Origin of the sequence: Sinomicrobium soli (genome assembly GCF_003285545.1) — a bacterium.
In the GTDB taxonomy this organism is placed as follows: domain Bacteria; phylum Bacteroidota; class Bacteroidia; order Flavobacteriales; family Flavobacteriaceae; genus Sinomicrobium.
This window is the reverse complement of sequence record NZ_QLNV01000002.1, coordinates 60222-78734: the sequence shown is the minus strand read 5'-3', so window position 1 is coordinate 78734 and position 18513 is coordinate 60222. Positions and strand designations below refer to the sequence as shown.

Here is an 18513-nt window from a genome sequence, read left to right as displayed (position 1 = left end):
TGTATTTCCTGATAGCATCGCAGAAATGCAAATATTGTACAATAAAACGCAAAGATATAAGAACTTTTAACAGTATAAAGATTATATTTTTGAAAGTTGACCGGTTTTACCCCTCACCAGTCCCCGGGATTTTTAAATCTCCCGGGGGGTTAGAAAGGCACTGCTTCCGGAAAGCATTACGGAAAAAATACGGATATAAAGCATTAGTTGTCCATTGGAACGATTTTTAAGAATAGCCCCTGCAGACAATGTTGCGGTTGCATTGACCGATCTTGAGGAGCAGGAAACAATATTCGCAGGCGGAAGGGAGATCCGGCTGGCAGATCATATCCCGGTGAAACATAAGTTTACCCTTGTTTCCCTGGAAAAAGGAGACATCCTGTATATGTATGGAGTACCCGTCGGGAAACTCGGGATATCACTGCCTGAAGGAAGTATGATCACCACCGGAAATACCAGCCATGTGGCGGCTCCCTATAATATACATGATAAGGAGTATGAATACACCCCTCCGCCGGTAGGGGCTTTTGAACAGCGTACCTTTATGGGATATCACAGGAGGGACGGCCAGGTGGGAACGGCGAATTACTGGCTTTTTATACCCCTGGTCTTTTGCCAGAACCGCAATCTCCGGGTTTTGCAGGAAGCCCTGGAAACCGAACTGGGGTTTCGCCCGGAAAACCCTTACCGGTTACTGGTTCGGGAACTGGCGGGGGCCTGTGGAAAAGACAATGGAAATGAGGTAAAGGCTGCCGTGGTAGGGACAAGGCTTTTTGAGCATGTGGACGGCATAAAGTTTCTCCTTCACGAGGGGGGCTGCGGGGGCACACGGCAGGATACACAATTACTGGTAAACCTGCTTTCCGGTTATATCAAAAACCCGAATGTGGCCGGTGCAACGGTATTGAGCCTGGGGTGCCAGCACGCCCAGGCAGACATGCTGAAAGAAGCTCTCGGGAAAGAAGGGAGAGGGCCGGGAAAACCCCTGTATTTTTTCGAACAGCAGCAGTACGGTTCCGAAGCACTTATGTTGAAAGAGGTGATCCGCACTACCTTTGAAGGCCTGCAACAGGCCGATACCTGCCGTCGTGCCCCGGCCCCGCTGGGAGCACTTACGATAGGACTGGAATGCGGCGGGTCTGACGGTTTTTCGGGGATATCGGCAAATCCGCTCATAGGGAAGGTGGCCGACAGGATCAATGCCCTGGGAGGAAAAAGTATCCTGGCCGAATTTCCCGAATTATGCGGAGTGGAACAGGACCTTATCGATCGCTGTACGGAGAGGAGTACTGCAGAAAAATTTGTCCGCCTTATGAAAAATTATGAACACAGGGCCCTCGGGGTAGGATCGGGATTCGATATGAACCCTTCTCCGGGGAATATCCGGGACGGACTGATAACAGATGCTATCAAGTCGGCCGGGGCGGCGACCAAGGGAGGAAGAAGTCCGGTGTCGGATGTACTGGATTACGGGGAATATGCGGTCCGGCGAGGGCTTAACCTGTTATGTACCCCGGGGAATGATGTGGAGTCGACTACCGGGCTGGCAGGGGCAGGGGCGAATATCACGCTCTTTTCCACAGGATTGGGCACGCCTACCGGCAACCCGGTTTGTCCCGTGATCAAGATCTCTTCCAATTCCGCATTGCCGCAACGGATGAAGGATATTATAGATTTTGATGCCGGAAGGCTTTTTTCTGCAGGGATGTCGCAGGAAGCCCTGGCAGACGAGCTGATGGAGCTGATCATTGCAGTGGCCGGCGGGGAGCGGCAAACCTGTGCCGGGAGGCTGGGGCAGGACGACTTTATTCCCTGGAAAAGAGGGATATCCCTGTAGGGGAGAAGGGCTGTAGAAGAAATAGCGACAGAAAAACATTAATAAGGTACCGGGAATACGGTGATGTATGGTATTCCGACAGGTACCGTAATAAACATAAATACCAGGAACATGCCGAAAAATGTAATTGTAACCGGAGGAGGATCGGGGATAGGAGCGGCGATCAGCCGCGTATTCCTCGACAAGGGACATACCGTTTTTATACTGGAACGGGATACCGGGGCTGCCGAAAAGGTCTTTGCCGGTGCGGGAGCGCATCTGCACATCATTTCCTGTGATGTCAGTGACCAGGCCCGGGTGGCAGCGGTTATGGACGATATTGCCGCTTCCGCTACCATTGATGTCCTTGTCAATAATGCCGGGATATCGCATATAGGTACCGTAGAGACCACTTCGGAAGCGGATATGGACAAGCTGTTTGCAGTCAATGTAAAGGGAGTGTACCACTGTATCCACGCGGCCATTCCCCATATGAGACAAAACGGGGGCGGGGTGATCCTGAATATGGCTTCCATCGCATCGCATGTGGGAATAGCCGACCGTTTTGCCTATTCCATGACCAAGGGGGCCGTGCTTGCGATGACATATTCCGTGGCAAAGGATTATGTGGCAGACGGTATCCGCTGTAACAGTATTTCCCCGGCCAGGGTACACACCCCTTTTGTGGATGGTTTCCTGGCTCAAAATTACCCGGGAAAAGAAAGTGAAATGTACGATAAACTGTCGAAGACACAGCCCATAGGACGAATGGCCAGGCCGGAAGAGGTGGCCAGGCTGGCTTATTTCCTTTGTTCGGACGATGCTTCTTTCACTACGGGAACGGATTACCCCCTGGACGGAGGGTTTATTAGGCTAAACAGCTGAACGGACCGGGCGGGATGGATGTTGAATTTTAAATTTTGAATGTTGTGGTTGCTGATCTGGATATATGTTTGTAGGGAAGGGGAGACCGGGAGATGAGGGGATTGTAACCGGGACCAGGAAAAGGGAAGCCCGCTAACATTAATATTGTATATTGTTGATAAACAGTTTAAACTAACTTTATTCATATGAAATGCCCATAACCAAGATTTTCGGATACCAACCGAAATGATCATTGGGCATTCCATCTGACCTATGAAAAACAAATAAAAAAGAACAGATGAAATTATTCAGATTCGGACCGGAAGGCAGCGAAAAGCCGGGAGTGGAATTTCCTGGTGGCAAACAGCTGGACGTAAGCGCTTTCGGGGAGGACTATACCGAAGACTTTTTCGGGAACAACGGGATTGCCCGTCTGAAAACCTGGTTAGGGGAGCATCAGGACACATGCCCCGTGATAAGGGGGGAATTTCGTTTCGGCCCCGTGGTAAAGCGGCCTTCCAAGCTGATTTGTATCGGGCTTAACTATGCAAAACACGCTGCGGAAAGCGGGATGAAAGCCCCTGAGGAACCGGTGGTTTTCTTTAAAGCAACCTCGTCTGTTACAGGCCCTAACGACCCGGTAATTATTCCCCGTGGTTCGCAAAAAACCGATTGGGAAGTGGAACTTGCCGTGGTCATCGGAAAAAAAGCATCTTATGTAAGTAAAGAAGAAGCAATGGATTATGTGGCCGGGTATGCATTGCACAACGATTATAGTGAGCGCGAATATCAGTTGGAGCGCGGTGGGCAATGGGTAAAGGGAAAAAGCTGTGATACTTTTGCTCCGCTCGGGCCTTACCTGGTAACGGCTGATGAAGATCTCGATCCGCATAACCTTCGCCTGTGGCTGAAAGTCAATGGAGAATTGATGCAGGATTCCAATACCTCGGATTTTATATTTAATATTCCCGAAGTGATAAGCCACCTGAGTGAATTTATGACCCTGCTTCCCGGAGATGTAATCTCTACCGGAACCCCGGCAGGTGTGGGACTCGGATTTCAGCCGCCCAGGTACCTGAAACCGGGAGATGTGGTGGAACTCGGAATAGAAGGACTGGGAGAGGCCAGGCAGGAAGCTGTGGCATACCAGGAAAAATGACCGATAACGCTATGTATATAGATGCTCATCAGCATTTCTGGCAATACGACCCGCAGCGGGACGGATGGATCGACGATTCCATGAAGGCTATACGCCGCGATTTTATGCCTTCCGACCTCAAACCCGTACTGCGGGAACACGGGATACAGGGGTGTATAGCAGTCCAGGCAAGCCAGTCTGAGGACGAAACCCGGTTTCTCCTGGAATGTGCCCGTGAGCACGCTTTTATAAAGGGGGTGACAGGCTGGGTGGACCTCCTGTCGGACAAGGCCGGGGAACGACTGGAGCACTTTTCGGAAAATGTCTTCTTCCGGGGGGTGCGCCATATCGTACAGGCCGAACCGGACGGGTTTATGTCCCGCCCTGATTTCAGGAGGGGGATCACCGCTCTTAAAGACTTCGGCCTCACCTACGATATCCTGGTCCATGCACACCAGCTACCTGAGGCCATAGCCCTGGTGCGACAATTTCCGGCCCAGCCTTTTGTGCTGGACCATATAGCCAAACCCGCCGTTTCGAAAGGTGTGGATCGTATCTGGGCCGGGCATATCCGGGAACTGGCACAGTGCGGTAATGTGTACTGCAAGGTATCCGGAATGGTCACGGAAACAGAGGGCTATTGCTGGGAGCAGGGAGATTTCGAGCCTTTTCTGGAGGCGGTTACGGAAGCCTTCGGAACAGACCGGATCATGTTCGGCTCCGACTGGCCGGTTTGCCTGGTGGCTGCCCGGTACGGCGAGGTGGTACGCCTGGTACGGAATTTTTACAGCGAAGATGAATTGCCGGGGATCATGGGGCAGAATGCCGTGAAATTTTACGGGATTTCCGGAATATAAAATATAAGATAAACCAAAAACCATACTTATGAAAATCATTCCATTTGCAGTATTGACCGTTTTACTGGCCATAAGTTGCAGGCAGAAGCCCAAAACGGGGGAAAAACATTCCGGAACCACACAGGCAGTAAACTACCCGGAAGAAAAGGAGGCAGCTTTTGACGAACGAATGGCATGGTGGCGCGAAGCCCGGTTCGGGATGTTCGTACATTGGGGAGCATACGCCGTGCCTGCGGGTAGATATGAGGGAAAAGAGGTGAAAAGTGCCGGGGAATGGATCATGCGTAATGCCGGGATCCCCGTTGAGGTCTACGAAGGTTATGCCAGGGAGTTTAATCCCGCCGCATTTGACGCCGACGAATGGGTGAGCCGGATGAAGGATGCGGGGATGAAATATATGGTATTTACCTCCAAACACCACGACGGATTCTGTTTGTGGGATTCGGGGCTGACCGATTACGATGTGGTTGATTTCTCTCCTTATGGCAAGGATATACTCAGGGCCCTGGCGGATGCCTGTAAGGCACAGGGAGTAAAATTCGGGCTGTATCATTCCATTATAGACTGGCATCATCCGGATGCCCATGCCGACACCTATGCGGGGGGAGAAGCGTCTGAAAATAATGAGCGGCGTTTTGCAGATTACCTGGAAAACTACCTGAAACCACAATTGAAAGAACTGGTCGAGAAATACGATCCCGCCATTCTGTGGTTCGACGGGGAGTGGGAGGAAGAATTTACCCATGAACAGGGTTTGGACCTGTATCAGTACGTTCGCCGGCTGAAGCCGGATATCATTATCAATAACCGGGTAGACAAGGGAAGACAGGGGATGCAGGGCATGAATAAGGGAGACAGTGACTATGCGGGAGACTTCGGGACACCGGAACAGGAGATCCTGGACGGGACTTCGGACCTGGACTGGGAGTCGTGTATGACCATGAATGATACCTGGGGATATAAAACAGATGACAACAACTGGAAATCCCCGGCCGTACTTGTCCGCAACCTGGTAGATGCGGCGGCCAAGGGAGGTAATTACCTGTTGAATATAGGACCGGATGCCGAAGGCCGTATCCCGGAGGCCAGTGTAAAAAGCCTTGATGCGATAGGAGCGTGGATAAAGGTGAACGGGGAAGCTGTTTACGGTACCGAAAGTCCGGAATCCGGGTATCAGCAGGGAGAAAACATACGGTTTACCCGGAAAAGGGGAACTCCTTTTTACTATGCCGTTACCTTTGAAAAACCGGGGAAGACAGTGCGGCTGGAACAACTGAAACCCGAAGAAGGATCGCAGGTGGTACTGCTGGGGTATGAAACGCCCCTGGAATGGAAATACGATGAGGAAAAAGGGCTGGAGATCACTGTTCCCGAAGAAGCACTGAACGCGATAGGAGATACACAGGGCTGGACGTTTAAGGTAAAGGCCGGAGCATAAAAACAGGCGCCCATGAAACATTACAGGTACGGAAAAGCACTGTTTTATGCCGCTGTGGTCTTTTACAGTTTCCTGTAACCGCACACCGGAGGGACCCCCGAAAGGAGCAGCGCAGCGCAATGCTGACGAGTTCTGGTACGAACAGCCCGCCCGGGGCTGGATGGAAGCACTTCCCATAGGGAACGGGAGGTTCGGGGCGATGGTATTCGGGGACCCTTCGCACGAAAGAATTCAGTTGAACGAAGATTCCATTTCGGGTATACCGCCGGGGTGGCCGAACTGCTGGTACAGTCGCACGAAGGGTTTATCCGTTTACTTCCCGCACTTCCCGGAAACTGGCCTTCGGGTAAGGTAAAAGGGCTTGTGGCCAGGGGAAATATTACTGTGGATGTGGAATGGAAAGACGGTAAATTGTCTGCATTAACGCTGTATTCCGGAAAGGCACAGCTCTGTAAACTGTTATACGGGGGTACGGAAAAGGAGGTACAACTGCCCGCAGGAAAAAGGATAAGGCTTAACGGCGGCCTTGAGATGGAATAAAATATACCGGTGGTGAAAAGATCATTTTTGCAGTCAATAAAGAAAGGTTGAAGGTGTTTTTAAAATATAAATATTAAATTGTTAATTATTTAGGTGTTATTTTAACGAAAGCCTGTTTTTAGCTTTTAAGATGGTACCTGAAAAAGAAAACGGATTATGGATTTAGGACTAAAAGATAAGGTGATCGTGGTTACGGGAGGGGCCCGGGGTATTGGTTTCGGAATATGTGAGGCGCTGGCCGGTGAAGGTGCTGTTCCGGTGATCGTGGGAAGAAAGGAGGAAGATAACGGAAAGGCTGTAAATGCCATTCGCGAAAGGGGAGGGAAGGCGTATTCTTTTGTAGCGGAACTCACCGATCCCGAGATGTGCAAGGAGAGTATCGGGAATGTAGTGAAGACCCTGGGCCGAATAGACGGACTGGTCAATAATGCAGGGGTAAACGACGGGGTAAGCCTGGAAAACGGTACCTATGAAAGCTTTATGGCTTCCATCAGCAAAAATCTGACCCATTATTTCATGATGGCACATTACGCCTTGCCTGAACTCAGGAAAAACAAGGGAAGTATAGTAAATATAGGCTCCAAAACATCACTTACAGGACAGGGAGGAACTTCCGGATATGCTGCGGCAAACGGGGGGAGAAATGCGCTTACCCGGGAATGGGCGGTAGAACTGCTGCCCTATGGAGTACGGGTCAATGCTGTCATTGTCTCGGAATGCTATACCCCGGCCTACCAGAAATGGGTAGGGAGTTTTCCGGACCCCGAAGAAAAACTGAGGGATATAACTTCGAGGATACCGCTGGATAAACGGATGACCCTCCCGGAAGAGATTGCAAGTACCGTGGCCTTTCTCCTGTCCGGGAAGTCGAGCCATACCACCGGGCAACTGCTTTTTGTTGACGGCGGCTATGTACACCTGGACCGGGCATTGACCTGAACCTGAAAAAACGGATCATCAACCTTAATCGTAACACCCGTATTGCAGTGAAAAAAGATTCTTTACCTCCCGTAGTATCCAGGAAAAACCTGGTTCCCTTTATACTGGTCACCTCCCTTTTCGCCCTGTGGGGGTTTGCCAATGCGGTTACCGATCCCATGGTACAGGCCTTTAAAAAAGTTCTCGAACTCACCAATACCCAGGCTTCATGGGTACAGATGGCCTTTTACGGCGGCTATTTCTGTATGGCGCTGCCGGCCGCCCTTTTTGTAAGGAAGTATTCCTACAAGGTAGGAGTACTCATAGGACTGGCGCTCTATGCTGCGGGAGCCTTGCTTTTCTATCCTGCGGCGATCACAGAAAAGTTCTGGTTCTTTTGCCTGGGGCTGTATATACTTACCTTCGGACTGGCCTTCCTGGAAACCACGGCCAACCCCTATATCCTGGCCATGGGAGACCAGAAAACAGCCACACAGCGCCTTAACCTGGCACAGGCCTTTAACCCGTTGGGGCTGGTATTGGGACTGATCGTTGCCCAGCAGTTTGTACTCAAGAAACTGCAATCTGTGGATGTGGACGATTTCAACGCCCTGGATGAGGCCTCGAAAGTTGTGATACGCACTTCAGACCTTATGGTAATCAGGGACCCTTATGTGGCCCTGGGCCTCGTTATCCTGGCAGTATTTGTACTCATAGCCGTATGCAGAATGCCCCAGGTAAGGGATGAGAACGGCGTTCCGGGCCTTAAGAGAACATTTTCCGATCTGTTTACCAACAGGAAATACACCTTAGGGGTACTCGCCCAGATACTGTATGTGGGAGCACAGATCATGTGCTGGACCTACATCTATCAGTATGCCGAAGCCATAGCCATGAGTAGTGACGATGCGGCCTATTACCAGTTTACGGCTTTTGTGCTGTTCCTGATGGGGAGGGCCATAGGAACCTATATGCTGCGTTTTATGAACTCAGGGAAATTGCTGATGTGGTTTGCCGTTTTGGGCATGGCACTTACGGCAGGGGCCATATGGACGCATGGCATGGCCGGTCTGTACTGTATTGTCGGGATTTCGTTTGCCATGTCACTGATGTTCCCCACCATATACGGGATAGCACTGGAAGGGCTGAATGAAGAAGAAGCAAAGATCGGGGCGGCCGGACTGGTAATGGCTATAGTGGGAGGGGCGCTTATGCCACAGTTACAGGCACTTATCATCGACATAGGAGGAAGCGGGGTAAATGATGTTTCCATTACAGGTGTCCCGGAAGTTAACATTTCATTTATACTTCCTTTGCTCTGCTTTGTGTATATTAGCTTATACGGAATGTGGGTAAATAAAAAAGCTTCTGCCAATTCGGTTAAAGGATGATCTTGTTGCCTGTCTGGCATGAGAGCGTTCTTTGGTAACCCGTTTTTTACATCATTAAAATGTTATATGGATGAAAAAGTATTGTCTCGCCCTGGATCTCAAGCCGGATAAAAAACTTATAGCGGCGTATGAAGAGCATCACAGGCAGGTTTGGCCCGAGGTGCTCAGGAACATCTGCCAGTGTGGTATTATAAACATGGAAATATACCGTATGGAGAACCGGCTCTGCATGATCATGGAAACCGATGACGGGTTTACGTTTGAGCAGAAAGAAGCACTCGATGCAGCCACCCCCCGTGTACAGGAGTGGGAAAAACTGATGTGGAAATACCAGCAGGCCATACCGAACAGCAAACCCGGAGAAAAGTGGCGGGTGATGACCAGGATCTTTGATTTTAAGGAAGCGCTGTGACCCTGGTGTTTGAGTATCCTGGGATTTCTGATCTTCAGATGTGTAGGGAATGGATCCGCCCGGAAGTGTTGCCTTTTTGAGATTAAAGAATCAAGTGATCTGGCAGGATTTCCGTATGATCAATTCGCCCTCCAGGGATATCCGGGCATTGATGAATTTTTTGCTGTTGATCTGACGGATCAGTATTTCCGTTGCCTTTTGAGCTATTTTAAACAGGGGTTGCCTGATGAAGGTCAGCGGAGAGTAAAAAAAATCGAAGGCTTCGCCCTGGTCAAAACTGATGACAGCAATATCTTTTCCAACCTTATACCCCAATTGTTCCGTATATTTAAGGCCGGATACGGCCAGTGAATTTGTGGCGATAAAAATAGCTTCCGGTCTTGATTTTTTTGAAAACATAAGACTTATGGCTTCTTTCATATCCGCCTCTATATTGTCGTAACTTACCTTATAAACCTGTTCATGTCTTTCGAGTTCGGCCTCTTTCAGTGCATCCCTATATCCCCGTATTCTCTCCGTCATATGATGAAGAGAATTGTCGTATGCGATCATGGCAATATTCTTGTTCCCGGTATCGATGAGGCGTTTTACGGCTTTATATGATGATTCGTAATTTTTTGTTTCTACGAAATTGGACGGTATTTCGGGGAAATGGCGGTCGATCAGTACAAACGGGATCTTTTCTTCTTTGAGGTACCTTATCTGATCTTCGGATTTTTCGGTGGGGGCAATGATAAACCCGTCTACCTGTCTGTTGGAAAGGAATTTTATCAGGTTCCAGGACTTTTCGGCCCGTTCGTCAGAGCTGCCGAAGATAACAGTGTAGTTCTTTTTCTTGGCTTCGTCTTCTACTATTCTGGCTATTTGGGCAAAGAACGGGTTTGAAATGTCTGCAACTATGAGCCCTATGCTAAAGGTTTTCCCCATTTTAAGGCTTTTGGCGATCTGGTTTGGCTGATAGTTGAGTTCTTTTGCAACCTGCCGGACACGTTCGGCGACCTTTTCGCTTACCCCGCTGTTTTCTCCCTTGGAGAGGACATAGGATACCGTAGCTGTTGAGACCCCGACTTTCTGGGCTATATCTTTTAAGGAAACTTTGTTTTTCATATTTAGAACATTGTATTGATAAACCGGGCAAAATCCAGACAAAAATAGAATAACTTAATCGTATAAAGCTATTTATTTTTGCCATTTTTCACTACATAATAGGGTTTTAAAGGAAAGTATGTGTCTTATATATCTGATTATAAGTTTTTTATTTATGTTTTTGGGTTATGGAAATCTCAGGTGTCTTAAGTATCTGGTGCTTCCAGGTAGCGGAGTAATAAACAAACCATATTCATATTATGCTATATTTGAGAGTTAAAAATTAATATTCATCAAAAAAATAACTAAAAAATTATTACTTAATCGATTAAATGTATTTATATTTGTAGCAGCTTTGTTTTTAAAAGGCAGTTTTATACCAGTATTTTCCTCACAGGTAATAGTTACGAATGATGAGACATATTATTATGCTATTTTCTCTGGTTTGCGGTTTTCCCGTCCAGGCCCAGCACGATTTTGGAAAAAGTGCATATAAGGTAAAGAAACCTTTGACACATATCTATGCAGAAAAGGACGGAGACAGTTTATACGCAGATATCTACAGCCCGGACAATACAGCCCGGGACCGGCCGGTATTTGTCTTTATGCACGGAGGAGGTTTTAGTAAATACAGTCCCAGGCAGGAAGAAGTGGTAAAACTGTCTGAAATGGCTGCCTCTTATGGTTATGTGGCCATACCTGTTTCTTACCGGCTGACCAGAAAAGGAAAGAGTTTTGGTTGTGACTGCGAAGCGACGGAGAAGATGAATACTTTTAAAATGGCTGTCGAAGACCTGTTTGATGCCTTGCGATATATAGTGGACCACAAAGAGGAGCTGGGCATAGATCCCGGCAGGATCATATTAGGCGGGAGTAGTGCCGGAGCCGAAGCGGTTTTAAGTGCGGCATACAACAGGGATTTACTGCTGGACAATGCTTCAGCCTATGATGATATAAGGTTTAGCGGTGTGTTATCATTGGCGGGAGCTTTACCGGATGTACGATATATTACAGCCGAAAATGCCATCCCCGCCGTTTTTTTCCACGGTATGGATGATGACCTGGTCCCTTATGCAACAGCTTCCCATCACTATTGCGGATCTAAGGAGCCGGGTTACCTGATACTGGATGGGCCTGAGAGTATTGTGAAGAGGCTAAAAAACCTGAATGTGTCCTATATGCTGAATAGTTATGAACAATCCAGGCATGAACTGGCCGGGGTACGATTCGGATCTATGGATATGGTTTTTGACTATTTTAATAATGTCTTTCTCGGTGGGAAGCAAGTACAGATAGAAAGAGTTTTTCCCAAAAACCGGAAAAAACCTTGAAAGGAACCCTTTTTTTATAATAACTTAATCGTTTAAATATTACTTATGAAAGCATACCCTAAAATTGGAATCAGACCCATTATAGACGGACGGCTCGGGGGGGTCAGGGAGTCACTGGAAGAGAAGACCATGCAGATGGCGGTCTCACTATCTGAACTGATCAGGAAAAACCTGAGATATCCCGATGGAACGTGTGTGGAAAGTGTCATCGCAGATACTTGTATCGGAGGGGTAAAGGAAGCTGCAGACTGTCAGAGAAAGTTTGATACTGAAAATATAGCGTGTACCATTTCCGTGACACCCTGTTGGGCATATGGCACGGAAACGATGGATTACAACCTGAATTATCCCAAGGCCATCTGGGGATTTAACGGAACGGAGCGCCCCGGGGCTGTCTATCTTGCGGCGACCAAGGCTGCGTATAACCAGAAAGGAATCCCGGTATTCAGTATTTACGGGAAGAATGTACAGGACCTTCATGATAATACGATTCCGGATGATGTGAGAGAGAAGCTGCTTCGTTTTGCAAAGGCAGGGCTCGTTCTGGCATTGATGAAAGGAAAAAGTTACCTGGCCATAGGTTCCGTTTCCATGGGAATTGCAGGTTCTGAGGTAAGTTCGGCATTTTTTCAGGAATATCTGGGGATGCGTAATGAATATGTGGATGCTACCGAAGTATTGCGGAGAATAGAACAGGATATTTTCGACCGGGAGGAATTCGACCGGGCAATGAAGTGGACCAGGGAAAAATGCAGAGAAGGTGTAGATTATAACGATGAGGACAAACAGCGTTCCCGGGAAAATAAGGATAAGGATTGGGAATTTGTGGTAAAAATGACCCTGATCATACGTGATCTAATGACAGGAAATCCCGTACTGGATAAGATGGGCTTTGGCGAAGAAGCCATGGGCCATGAAGCCATAGCTGCAGGCTTTCAGGGACAGCGTCAGTGGACCGACTTCCTGCCGAACGGCGATTTTTCGGAAGCGATCCTCAATTCTTCATTCGACTGGAACGGGAAGCGCGCCCCTTATATACTGGCCACGGAGAACGACGCCCTTAACGGAGTATCCATGCTCTTTAATTATTTGCTGACCAACACCGCCCAGATCTTTGCCGATGTGCGTACGTACTGGAGCCCTTCGGCAGTAGAGCGCGTAACAGGTTGGCAGCCTGAAGGGATTGCCTCGAAAGGGTTTATTCACCTTATCAATTCCGGGGCGGCATGCCTGGACGGAACGGGCAGGCAGGCCACAGGAAAAAATCCTGCCATCAAACCCCATTGGGAAATTACCGACAGGGAAGTGGAAGAATGCCTGGATGCAACTATCTGGAGCCCGGCAAGCCTGGGGTATTTCCGGGGTGGAGGATATTCTTCAACTTTTCTCACCAGGGGAGGAATGCCGCTTACGATGTGCCGTTTAAATCAGACCAGGGGACTGGGGCCGACGTTACAGATCGCCGAAGGATGGAGCACTGATCTGCCTGAAAATGTACATAAAACGCTGAACGACCGTACCGATAAGACATGGCCGACAACCTGGTTTGTTCCCAGAACTATGGATAAGGACGGTGTGAGAACGGTTTATGACGTGATGGCCCGCTGGGGATCAAATCACGGGGCTATTTCCTACGGGCATATCGGGGCCGAGTTAATTACATTGGCATCCATGCTGAGAATACCTGTCTCCTATCACAATATAGAACATCGGCATATTTTCCGCCCGGCCACCTGGGAAGCCTTCGGCATGGACCCCGAAAATGCCGATTTCAGGGCTTGTAAAGTTTTTGGGCCTTTGTACAGATAATTTTCCGGTAGAAAAGCGATATTATGAAAATCAGTGAACATTATGTTATCGGCCTTGATTTCGGATCTGACTCGATGAGGGCCTTGCTGTTATCCTCTTCAGACGGGAATATTATTGCCGAAGCCGAATTTTATTACCCCCGCTGGAAGGAAGGGCGATACTGTAGTCCTTTAGGAGATCAGTTCCGGCAGCATCCCAGGGATTATCTTGAGGGGATCGAATTCTGTGTGACCGATGTACTGGACCAGGCCGGGGATACCATAAGGAAAAGGGTAAGGGGGATATCCGTGGGGACTACCGGTTCCACCCCCGTTGCCGTAGACCGGAAAGGGGTTCCTCTGGCGCTTTATCCGGAGTTTGAACACAATCCCAATGCCATGTTTTTTCTCTGGAAAGATCATACTGCACAGGGTGAAACGGAAGAAATTAACCATATCAACAGTCTGTCATCAACCGACTATTTGAAGTATGTCGGCGGGACCTATTCGTCGGAATGGTTCTGGGCGAAATTTCTGCACATGACCAGGGCGGATGCAGCAGTGAGGCGTGCCTGTTATTCATGGGTAGAGCATTGCGACTGGGTACCTTTTCTGCTGACCGGCGGAAAAGATGTTCGGCAACTGATGCGAAGCCGTTGTGCGGCAGGACATAAGGCATTATGGGCCGAAGCTTTCGGGGGATTGCCGAAGCGGGAATTTTTCCGGAAGATCGATCCTGTATTCGGGGAGTTCCCCGGTGTTTTTTTTAAGGCGACCCATACCTGTGATAAAGCGGCCGGGTATATTGCCCCGGAATGGGCATCTGTGCTCAGGCTTCCTGAAAATGTACTGATAGGAGTAGGGGGTATCGATGCCCATTTTGCCGCTGTGGGAGCCGGTGTAACCCCCGGGCAGCTGTGCAAGGTGATGGGGACTTCTACCTGCGATATGCTGGTAGTTCCCGGGGAGTACGGAGAGAAACCTGTGCGGGGGATATGCGGACAGGTAAACGGTTCCATCATACCGGGAATGACCGGTATGGAAGCCGGGCAATCCGCTTTCGGGGATATTTTCAACTGGTATGCAGCACAGTTTTCCTGGATGACGGAACGAATGGGGAGCAGCTTAAACGGGAGTAATGCCGCTGTACGGCAAAAAGTGCTCAGGATACTGGAACAGGAGGCAGAGCGTATTGCTCCTGCCGATAGTTATATGGTCGCTACAGACTGGTTTAACGGGAGAAGAACCCCGGAAGCAAAAAACTTTTTAAAAGCGACATTGAGCAATATCGACCTGGGCATAGCACCGGGGCATGTTTATAAGGGACTGGTCGAAGCTTCCTGTTTCGGTGCGAAACATATTGTAGAACATTTCAGGAAGGAGGGTTTGGAGATAAACAGCGTTCTCGGAGTGGGAGGTATAGCACACAAATCGAGGTATATCATGCAGACCCTGTCCGATATCCTGGAATTGCCGGTGTATATAGGTGCCTCGAGACAGGCTTCCGCACTCGGAGCGGGAATTTTTGCCGCCGTAGTATCCGGAGCGTATGACCGGGTTGATGAAGCGGTGGAACATATGACAATGCCAGGCAGCATACGGTATGAACCGAATACGGATCTGGCTCCTTTTCTCAGGAACCGGTATGAACAATACCTTAAACTGTGCAGTTTTAGTGAAAAGCTTGCAGAAGAAGACAGGTATCAGGAGATCAATCAATCGGATTATCTATAGTCTGATGTAATTGATCAGTACGTTTTTTTCGAATGCAGAATAATCATTAAAAACCTATTATGGAAAACAAACCTTTAAAAGTGAAGACGTTTTTTAGATATCGGAACAGTCTGATGTACCTGTTAATGATTACAGGTTGTATGGGAATGTCAACTCGTGGATACGCTGCCGATTATCTGAATAAAGATGAAAGTTTTACGGTATTGCAGCAAAATACTGTAAGAGGAAATGTAAAAGACGGGCAGGGAGTTTCCATGCCCGGGGTCAATGTTGTGGTTAGCGGTACCCAAAGGGGAGTTGTGACCGATTTCGACGGAAATTTTTCTATCGAGGCCCAACCGGGAGACGTACTTGTTTTGTCGTATGTGGGATATGTGACACAGAACATAGAAGTAGCCTCCGCTCAGTCCGACCTGGAAATCGTCATGAAAGAGGATATGGACCTTCTGGATGAAGTGGTGGTTGTGGGATATGGTACCCAGGTGAGAAAGGAAATCACAGGATCTGTTTCTTCCCTGAATGAAGAGAGCTTTAGTACAAATACCAACTCCAATGTAGACGATATGATACTGGGGAAAGCTTCCGGGGTACAGATCGTTAAGAATAGCGGTGAGCCGGGAGGAGGAATGTCGGTTAACATAAGGGGGGTAGGATCTATCAATGCCGGTAGCAGCCCCTTGTATGTTATTGACGGTGTTCCTATTGATAATTCTCCTGCCATCACCTCTGCCGGGAGCCAGATATCGGTGAGCAGGACCCCGAGAAACCCCATAAGTTTTCTGAACCCTTCGGATATAGAATCCATAGATATTTTAAAGGATGCTTCTGCGACAGCGATTTACGGGGCCAGGGGAGCCAACGGAGTGGTCATGATCACTACCAAAAAAGGTAAATCGGGTCAGTTGGCGGTAGACTACAGCACCCAGGTAGGATTTAACAGAGTGCACCAGCGATTGGACCTTCTGAATGCCGAACAATACAGGACGGGGATCAATGCGCTTATAGATGCCGGGAACGGAACCGATGTTCAGCGGGTGGCGGAATTTGAGGGAAACGGGACAGACTGGCAGGATGTCGTATTTAATGATGCGGCATTGTTTGTCAACCACAATTTTAATTTTTCATGGGGTAATGAGACGACTACCTACATGGCTTCCATTAATAATACCCGTGAGGAAGGATTGGTCAAAAATTCAAAATTTAACCGATATAGTGCGCGTTTTAATCTCAATCACCGAACAGACAAGGTTCACTTCGGGATCAGCTCGACAACGAGTTATATCAAGGATAATTTTATCCCGAACGGCATTACGGTAAATTCGGCGGGTGGTGCAATTAATGCAGCCAAACTGTGGGACCCTACCCTGCCTGTCAGGGATGAAGAAGGGAATTTTACGACTTCCAATTTTTACGAGATCGATAACCCCCGGGCCATTATCAGCGGGAATCATATTACAGGGAACAGGTACCGGTCTCTTGTTTCCGTTTTTCTGGAGTACTTTTTTCTTCCCAATCTGAGTGCCAAGGTTAACGTGGGAACCGATATCAATAACGAAGACAAATCGGTTTACAAAGACCGTACGACCATTATAGGTAAATCCCTCGGAGGGGTGGCCACGGCATTTTCGGCAACCCAATCCAATTACCTGGTAGAAGGAACCATCAATTACAACCAGGAAATAAAAGATCACTCGTTCAATCTGCTGGCGGGTATTACAACCCAGAAATACCTGACACGATACAATGAACAACAGGCCAATAACTTTCCGACGGATGCAACGGGTGCAGACAATTTCGGGCTGGCCGACCGGAGTACCCTGGTGAACAGCAGCTCCAAATACAATTACCAGCTGTTGTCTTACCTGGGGCGGTTGAACTATAAATTCAAGGATAAATATCTCCTTACGGCTACCTACCGTATAGACGGGTCCAGCAGGTTCGGAGAAGGCAAGCGGTTCGGTTTTTTCCCTTCGGTATCCGCAGGATGGCTTATCGACCAGGAATCGTTTCTTGACGACAGTGTGTTTAACACCCTGAAACTCCGGGCGAGCTGGGGGCAGACGGGAAACCAGGAGATAGGGAATTATCAGGCATTGTCTACCTATAATGTGGGAGACAGTTATGTGATAGACAATCAGTTTGTCACCGTCCTGAACCCGGAAAGAATAGCCAACCCCGACCTGAAATGGGAGACCACCGAACAAATAGATATAGGGGTGGATTTCGGCTTGTTCAGGAACAGGATATCCGGGTCATTGGCCTGGTACAAAAAGAAGACAAAAGACATGTTACTCGATTTGCCGATCCCGTCTTCCACAGGGTTTAATTCGCAGTATGTGAATATAGGAAGTATGGAAAATCACGGGGTCGAGTTTATGGTTAACAGTTATAATATTGACAGTGATAATTTTAAGTGGAGTTCGAATTTCAACTTTTCCACCATCAGGAATAAGGTGCTCGACCTGGGAGGGATAGAGGAGATCTATACGGGAGGACTTCCCCCGTCTCCAAGCCCCGCCGGGATCATTGTCCCCGGCAAGCCCCTGATGTCTTTTTACGGGTACGAGGTTCTGGGAATCTGGCAGGAAGGAGATGATTTTTCTTCGGTATCCAACAATGTACAGCCCGGTGATTTCAAGTTCAGGGATATAAACAATGACGGTATTATCAATACTGACGACCGGGTTATCCTGGGAAATTCCTTTCCGAAATTCCAGTGGGGGTTTACCAACGACATCACATACAAAAACTTTAATCTCAATTTCATGTTTACCGGAGTGGAAGGAGTTAAAATGGTGAACGGAAATCTTATCGAACAATATTTCCCGATCTCCGGTTTGCGGTCCAACAGGTTCAGAAAGCCTTTCCTGAACAGATGGACCCCGGAGAACCCGACGAATGATCAGCCTTCTTATTTGAATAATGACAGGTCACAGGCCGTCAATTCCCGGACTGTTGTGGACGGGGCATATATCAAGTTGCAGTCGGTGAGGCTGTCCTATAATTTTTCTGATAAGATACTGAAGGACAAGTTGCGGTCATTGCAGGTATATGTATCGGGATTAAACCTGTTTACCCTATCTGATTACGAAGGTTTTGACCCCGCGCTGAATCCGTATGGCGTATCCAATTTTAATGTGGACTGGAACGGATACCCTTCGGCGACAACATTTCTTATGGGCCTAAAGGTTGGATTTTAAA

The 18513-nt window shown here is 48.4% G+C and carries 15 protein-coding genes; 14 read left to right on the top strand and 1 reads right to left on the bottom strand.

Going from position 1 to position 18513, the window contains the following annotated elements:
* The first annotated feature begins 214 nt into the window (after positions 1–214).
* From DN748_RS02335 to DN748_RS02295, 10 genes are all read left to right on the top strand, one after another.
* Positions 215–1837 (top strand): UxaA family hydrolase, encoded by a 1623-nt coding sequence (locus DN748_RS02335; protein WP_112370157.1) that lies wholly within the window; start codon positions 215–217, stop codon positions 1835–1837.
* A 111-nt stretch (positions 1838–1948) separates the two neighbouring features.
* Positions 1949–2701 carry an SDR family NAD(P)-dependent oxidoreductase gene (locus DN748_RS02330; RefSeq protein ID WP_112370451.1) on the top strand — a complete coding sequence of 251 codons (753 nt, stop codon included), beginning with the start codon at positions 1949–1951 and terminating at the stop codon, positions 2699–2701.
* A 277-nt stretch (positions 2702–2978) separates the two neighbouring features.
* Entirely contained in the window at positions 2979–3839 is an 861-nt protein-coding gene (locus tag DN748_RS02325) for a fumarylacetoacetate hydrolase family protein (protein WP_112370156.1), read from the top strand.
* Positions 3836–4675: an amidohydrolase family protein gene (locus DN748_RS02320; RefSeq protein ID WP_236636758.1), complete on the top strand. Its 840-nt coding sequence runs from the start codon at positions 3836–3838 to the stop codon at positions 4673–4675. Before DN748_RS02325 ends, DN748_RS02320 begins: the two co-directional genes overlap by 4 nt.
* Before the next feature lie 28 nt (positions 4676–4703).
* A complete protein-coding gene (locus DN748_RS02315; protein ID WP_112370155.1) occupies positions 4704–6113 on the top strand; it encodes an alpha-L-fucosidase in 1410 nt (469 codons plus the stop codon).
* A gap of 46 nt (positions 6114–6159) precedes the next feature.
* The gene (locus tag DN748_RS19365) at positions 6160–6468 is read left to right on the top strand and encodes a glycoside hydrolase N-terminal domain-containing protein (RefSeq protein ID WP_112370154.1); all 309 of its coding nucleotides are present in this window, start codon (positions 6160–6162) and stop codon (positions 6466–6468) included.
* Positions 6384–6653, top strand: a complete 270-nt coding sequence (locus DN748_RS18950) for a glycoside hydrolase family 95-like protein (RefSeq protein WP_146746547.1) — start codon at positions 6384–6386, stop codon at positions 6651–6653. Before DN748_RS19365 ends, DN748_RS18950 begins: the two co-directional genes overlap by 85 nt.
* A 156-nt stretch (positions 6654–6809) precedes the next feature.
* Positions 6810–7592 carry an SDR family oxidoreductase gene (locus DN748_RS02305; protein ID WP_112370153.1) on the top strand — a complete coding sequence of 261 codons (783 nt, stop codon included), beginning with the start codon at positions 6810–6812 and terminating at the stop codon, positions 7590–7592.
* 47 nt (positions 7593–7639) lie between these two features.
* Positions 7640–8962, top strand: coding sequence for an L-fucose:H+ symporter permease (gene fucP / locus DN748_RS02300; protein ID WP_112370152.1), 1323 nt, complete (start codon positions 7640–7642; stop codon positions 8960–8962).
* A gap of 70 nt (positions 8963–9032) precedes the next feature.
* On the top strand, positions 9033–9374 hold the full coding sequence (locus tag DN748_RS02295) for an L-rhamnose mutarotase (RefSeq protein ID WP_112370151.1): 342 nt from the start codon (positions 9033–9035) through the stop codon (positions 9372–9374).
* Between the two features lie 90 nt (positions 9375–9464).
* Here the strand turns inward: DN748_RS02295 and DN748_RS02290 are convergent, their stop codons facing one another.
* Positions 9465–10481 (bottom strand): LacI family DNA-binding transcriptional regulator, encoded by a 1017-nt coding sequence (locus DN748_RS02290; protein ID WP_112370150.1) that lies wholly within the window; start codon positions 10479–10481, stop codon positions 9465–9467.
* A 389-nt stretch (positions 10482–10870) separates the two neighbouring features.
* Here DN748_RS02290 and DN748_RS02285 point away from each other — a divergent pair, with 389 nt between their 5' ends.
* The 4 genes from DN748_RS02285 to DN748_RS02270 all read left to right on the top strand — a co-directional run bounded on the left by DN748_RS02285 (position 10871) and on the right by DN748_RS02270 (position 18512).
* Positions 10871–11791: an alpha/beta hydrolase gene (locus DN748_RS02285; protein WP_236636757.1), complete on the top strand. Its 921-nt coding sequence runs from the start codon at positions 10871–10873 to the stop codon at positions 11789–11791.
* A gap of 45 nt (positions 11792–11836) precedes the next feature.
* On the top strand, positions 11837–13600 hold the full coding sequence (locus DN748_RS02280) for an L-fucose isomerase (RefSeq protein ID WP_112370148.1): 1764 nt from the start codon (positions 11837–11839) through the stop codon (positions 13598–13600).
* Positions 13601–13623: 23 nt separating this feature from the next.
* Positions 13624–15312 carry a ribulokinase gene (locus tag DN748_RS02275; protein WP_201741404.1) on the top strand — a complete coding sequence of 563 codons (1689 nt, stop codon included), beginning with the start codon at positions 13624–13626 and terminating at the stop codon, positions 15310–15312.
* Positions 15313–15458: 146 nt separating this feature from the next.
* Positions 15459–18512 (top strand): SusC/RagA family TonB-linked outer membrane protein, encoded by a 3054-nt coding sequence (locus tag DN748_RS02270; protein WP_161554452.1) that lies wholly within the window; start codon positions 15459–15461, stop codon positions 18510–18512.
* Position 18513: the final 1 nt, after the last annotated feature.